Here is a 3,724-nt window from a genome sequence, read left to right on the forward strand (position 1 = left end):
CGGCAGCCGGGCCGTCTGCATCCGGACGTCGGCGTCCGTGCGCCGTCCGCGGAGCTCCGGCGGACCTCGGCGGACACCTCGGCGGACACAGCCGACGGGCCCGCCTCCCGGCGGTGTGCGCGGGAAGCGGGCCCGTTCGCGGTGGGCGCGTAAGGACGCGCGGGGCACCGGAGTCGGGACCGGAGCGGACCGGGCCCGTACGACGGCGCAGGGTCAGCCGGCCAGCAGGTCGCGGGCCAGCCGCGCCGTCTCCGACGGCGTCTTGCCGACCTTCACGCCCGCCGACTCCAGCGCCTCCTTCTTCGCCTGGGCGGTGCCGGACGAACCGGAGACGATCGCGCCGGCGTGGCCCATCGTCTTGCCCTCGGGAGCGGTGAAGCCCGCGACGTAGCCGACGACCGGCTTGGAGACGTGCTCCTTGACGAAGTCCGCGGCACGCTCCTCGGCGTCGCCGCCGATCTCGCCGATCATCACGATCAGATCGGTGTNGTCGGGGTCGGCCTCGAACGCCTTGAGGGCGTCGATGTGCGTCGTGCCGATGACCGGGTCGCCGCCGATGCCGACGCAGGTGGAGAAGCCGATGTCGCGCAGCTCGTACATCATCTGGTACGTCAGCGTGCCGGACTTGGAGACCAGACCGATGCGGCCGGGCTTGGTGATGTCCGACGGGATGATGCCCGCGTTGGACTGGCCGGGCGTGATCAGACCCGGGCAGTTGGGGCCGACGATCCGGGTCTTGTTGCCCCGCTGGGAGGCGTAGTCCCAGAAGTAGGCGGTGTCGTGCACCGCGATGCCCTCGGTGATGACGACGGCCAGACCGATGCCGGCGTCGACGGCCTCGACGACCGCGTCCTTCGCGAACTTCGGCGGTACGAAGATGACCGTAGTGTCGGCGCCGGTGGCGTCGATGGCCTCCTTCACGCTGCCGAAGACGGGCACCTCGGTCCCGTCGAAGTCGACGTTCGTGCCCGCCTTGCGCGGGTTGACGCCGCCGACGATGTTGGTGCCGGAGGCCAGCATCCGCTTGGTGTGCTTCTGGCCCTCGGAGCCGGTCATCCCCTGGACGATGACCTTGCTCTCCTTGTTGAGGAAGATAGCCATGGTGTGTCGATGTCCTCGCAGATCTCGGTCTCGTCCGCTTACTTGGCGGCCAGTTCGGCAGCGCGGTCGGCCGCACCGTCCATGGTGTCCACCTGCTGCACGAGCGGGTGGTCCGCGTCCGTGAGGATCTTGCGGCCCAGCTCGGCGTTGTTGCCGTCGAGGCGCACGACCAGCGGCTTGCTGACGTCCTCGCCCTTGCTCTTGAGCAGTTCGAGCGCCTGGACGATGCCGTTGGCGACCGCGTCGCACGCGGTGATGCCGCCGAAGACGTTGACGAAGACCGACTTCACGTCGGGGTCGCCGAGGATGATCTCCAGGCCGTTGGCCATCACCTCGGCGGAGGCGCCGCCGCCGATGTCCAGGAAGTTGGCGGGCTTGACGTTGTCGTGGTCCTCGCCCGCGTACGCGACGACGTCGAGGGTCGACATGACCAGACCCGCGCCGTTGCCGATGATGCCGACCTGGCCGTCGAGCTTGACGTAGTTGAGGTCCTTCGCCTTGGCGGCGGCCTCCAGCGGGTCGGCCGCGGCCTTGTCCTCCAGCGCCGCGTGGTCCGGCTGCCGGAACTCGGCGTTGGCGTCCAGCGAGACCTTGCCGTCCAGCGCGATGACCTTGCCGTTTCCCGTCTTCACCAGCGGGTTGACCTCGACGAGCAGTGCGTCCTCGCGTACGAAGACGTCCCACAGCTTCTTGAGGACCTCGGCGACCTGATCGACCAGCTCCGCCGGGAACTTGGCGGCTTCGGCGATCTCGCGGGCCTTGGTGTCGGTCACGCCCTCGATCGCGTCGACGGGGATCTTCGCGAGCGCCTCGGGCTTCGTCGCGGCGACCTCCTCGATCTCGACGCCGCCCTCGACGGAGGCCATCGCGAGGAAGGTCCGGTTGGTGCGGTCGAGCAGGAAGGAGACGTAGTACTCCTCCGCGATGTCCGCGGTCTCGGCCAGCATGACCTTCTGGACCGTGTGGCCCTTGATGTCCATGCCCAGGATGGCCCTGGCCTTCTCGACGGCCTCGGCGGGGTCGGAGGCGAGCTTCACACCGCCGGCCTTGCCCCGGCCGCCGGTCTTCACCTGCGCCTTGACGACCGCGCGACCGCCGAGTCGCTCGGTCACCTCGCGCGCCGCCTCGGGCGTATCGATGACTTCGCCGGCCAGTACCGGTACGTCATGCTTGGCGAAGAGGTCCCTCGCCTGGTACTCGAACAGGTCCACGCGCGTACGTCCCCTTAATCAGTGGTTCGCGGTTGTCAGCGTGTCAGCGTGATCGTGGGCGTGCCGCGTGGCCGCGGCGTCACGACGAGGCGCGGCATGTCCGCCTTGCAGGTTAGCCCCGCCCGTGAGCGGTGCCTAAATTCCAGCTCACACCCGGGCGGTGACAACGGTCACAGCGGCACGTCCCTGTGGTGCGGACGGAATCTACGCGTTTCGCCGCCCGTTGCGCACACCGCGGTGGTCCCCGGCAGGGGTGCAGTGCGAAAACCCGTACGCGCCGCGGCAGTTGACGTCCGGGCGGTTCCAAGGGCCGCCCGCGGGCCGGGCCGCCTGCCGCTCGCGGCCCGGATCCCGCGTACGGTCACGGGACGGGAACGCCCGGTGTGACGGGGAGTTCGGGAAGCGACAGCGGAATGATCCCGATGCTGGGGACGCCCGGAAGCAGCGGCGGTACCTCGATCACGAGGTCTTCCGGCAGCCCCGGCGCGGACGGTGCGGCAGCCGGAGCCGGGAGGCCGGGCACAGCGCCCAGGTCCTGACGCGTGGGAGACGCAGCGGTCTCGGACACGGACGCACCGGCCTCCTGCGTGACATCCCCGACCGCCTTCCCTGCGTCCCGTGCGCCGTTGCGTGTGCCGTTCCGTACGTCGTCGCGTACGTCGTCGAGTGCGCCGACTCCCGTCTGCTCCGTGTGCGTACGTCCTGCGTGCGCGACGCTCTCCACTGCGCGGACGGCGCGGACGGCGCGGACGGCGCGGACGGCGCCGGTGACGCCGGCGCTCGTGACTCCGGTGCCGGGCCGTACATCGCTGACGGTCGCGCCCGTCCCGGGCACGTCCGCCGACGCGCTGCCGGCGGCGAAGGCCGACAGCACGGAAGCCGCCGCCGCGACGACGAATCCACGGCGAACACTCCTGCTCATGTGCATGGTTACCTCGATGACGCAGTCGGTGGTGGTGAAGCGATGAGCGGTGGGTGGAGATGCGGGGTGGCCCGACCCCCTTGCCGGGCCACCCCGCAGCTCCGTTCACCGGCGGCTCAGCGGCCGGCCGGCACCTGGTGGGCGACGGCCAGGCCCGGCACGTTCGCCGGGTCGGTCAGGTCGCGCTTGCCGGGGTCGGTGACGAGGATCCGCACGTTGGTGACGGCGTGCGAGACCAGCTCGTCGGTGTCGCCGCGGGCGCCCGCGGCCAGTTGACGCGCGGACGGGACGGCGTCGGAGACCGTGCCGTACGCGAAGGAGTCCACGCCCTGGGCCGCGCCGTCGACGAGCGCGTGCGCACGGACGTAGGTGCGCTGTGCGAACGGGGCGGTGGTGGCGATGGCGCCGTCGGCGGCCACGGCCGCGTCGGTGGCGGCCTGGTAGGCGATGGGACGCGCGTGCACGACGGCGCCGCGGGCGACGGGCGGCA

General features: G+C 71.0%; 3 protein-coding genes and 1 pseudogene. All 4 read right to left on the reverse strand.

Annotated elements, in window-relative coordinates; translation table 11 throughout:
* Positions 1–213: 213 nt before the first annotated feature.
* A complete protein-coding gene (gene sucD, locus AN218_RS14000) occupies positions 214–1,101 on the reverse strand; it encodes a succinate--CoA ligase subunit alpha (RefSeq protein ID WP_070017173.1) in 888 nt (295 codons plus the stop codon).
* A 38-nt stretch (positions 1,102–1,139) separates the two neighbouring features.
* Positions 1,140–2,312 (reverse strand): ADP-forming succinate--CoA ligase subunit beta, encoded by a 1,173-nt coding sequence (sucC, locus tag AN218_RS14005; protein WP_070017174.1) that lies wholly within the window; start codon positions 2,310–2,312, stop codon positions 1,140–1,142.
* A 361-nt stretch (positions 2,313–2,673) separates the two neighbouring features.
* Positions 2,674–3,234: a hypothetical protein gene (locus AN218_RS35415; protein WP_141747574.1), complete on the reverse strand. Its 561-nt coding sequence runs from the start codon at positions 3,232–3,234 to the stop codon at positions 2,674–2,676.
* A gap of 116 nt (positions 3,235–3,350) precedes the next feature.
* Positions 3,351–3,724: pseudogene (locus AN218_RS36705) on the reverse strand (hypothetical protein); the annotation flags it as partial.

The organism is Streptomyces nanshensis, assembly GCF_001751255.1.
In the GTDB taxonomy this organism is placed as follows: domain Bacteria; phylum Actinomycetota; class Actinomycetes; order Streptomycetales; family Streptomycetaceae; genus Streptomyces; species Streptomyces nanshensis_A.